This is a genomic window from Vibrio sp. D173a, from assembly GCF_030248475.1.
Genome location: NZ_JAHGAH010000644.1, coordinates 1 through 988, shown reverse-complemented (window position 1 = coordinate 988; position 988 = coordinate 1). Strand labels below are relative to the sequence as shown.

Annotated in this window: 1 protein-coding gene; it reads left to right on the top strand. The window is 46.1% G+C overall.

The annotated features are described in order from the left end of the window. A partial coding sequence (locus KIV40_RS28185; RefSeq protein ID WP_285352504.1) for an RNA degradosome polyphosphate kinase occupies window positions 1–988 on the top strand: 988 nt, incomplete at both ends.

Genomic DNA, 988 nt, shown 5'->3' with positions numbered 1-988 from the left:
CGACTCTCTTAACTGTTATGCGATGAAAATGACGCGAGATGCAGAATACGATCTCAGTCATGAGGTTGAGCACAGCCTGCTTGAACAGATGTCAGAAGGTGTCGCACAGCGATTGAGTGCCATGCCGGTACGCTTTGTCTATGAACATACCATGCCTGAAAACATGTTGAGTTTCTTATGCGACAAGCTAGGGATGTCCAACTACGACAGCTTAATCCCTGGTGGCCGCTACCATAACTTCAAAGATTTCATTGGCTTCCCTAACGTAGGCCGTGAGTACTTGGAAAACAAGCCATTGCCACCAATGAAGTGTGCTGATTTTGATCACTTCGATAACGCCTTTGATGCCATCAAAGAGAAGGACATCTTACTCTATTACCCGTATCACACCTTCGATCATATCTCTGAGCTGGTACGTCAGGCCTCTTTTGATCCGAAAGTATTGAGCATTAAGATCAATATCTATCGAGTGGCGAAAAACTCAAAACTGATGAACTCCATCATTGATGCGGTACACAACGGAAAAAACGTCACGGTTGTGGTAGAGCTGCAAGCACGATTCGATGAAGAGGCAAACATTGAGTGGGCAAAGGTCCTGACTGAGGCTGGCGTGCACGTTATCTTTGGCGCTCCAGGCCTGAAAATCCACTCTAAGCTGCTATTGATTAGCCGTCGTGAGGGCGAAGAGATCAATCGCTACGCACACATTGGTACGGGTAACTTCCATGAGAAAACCGCTCGTATCTATACCGATTTCTCGCTACTAACCGCTGATCCCGACCTCACTAACGAGGTGAGGAATGTATTTGGTTATATTGAAAATCCTTACCGCCCAGTACGCTTTGATCGCCTCATTGTGTCACCGCGCAACTCGCGCAAAAAGCTCTATCGATTAATTGATGGTGAGATTGCGAATGCAAAAGCAGGCAAACAAGCTCAAATCACACTCAAGGTGAATAACCTTGTCGATAAAGGACTGATCAACAAA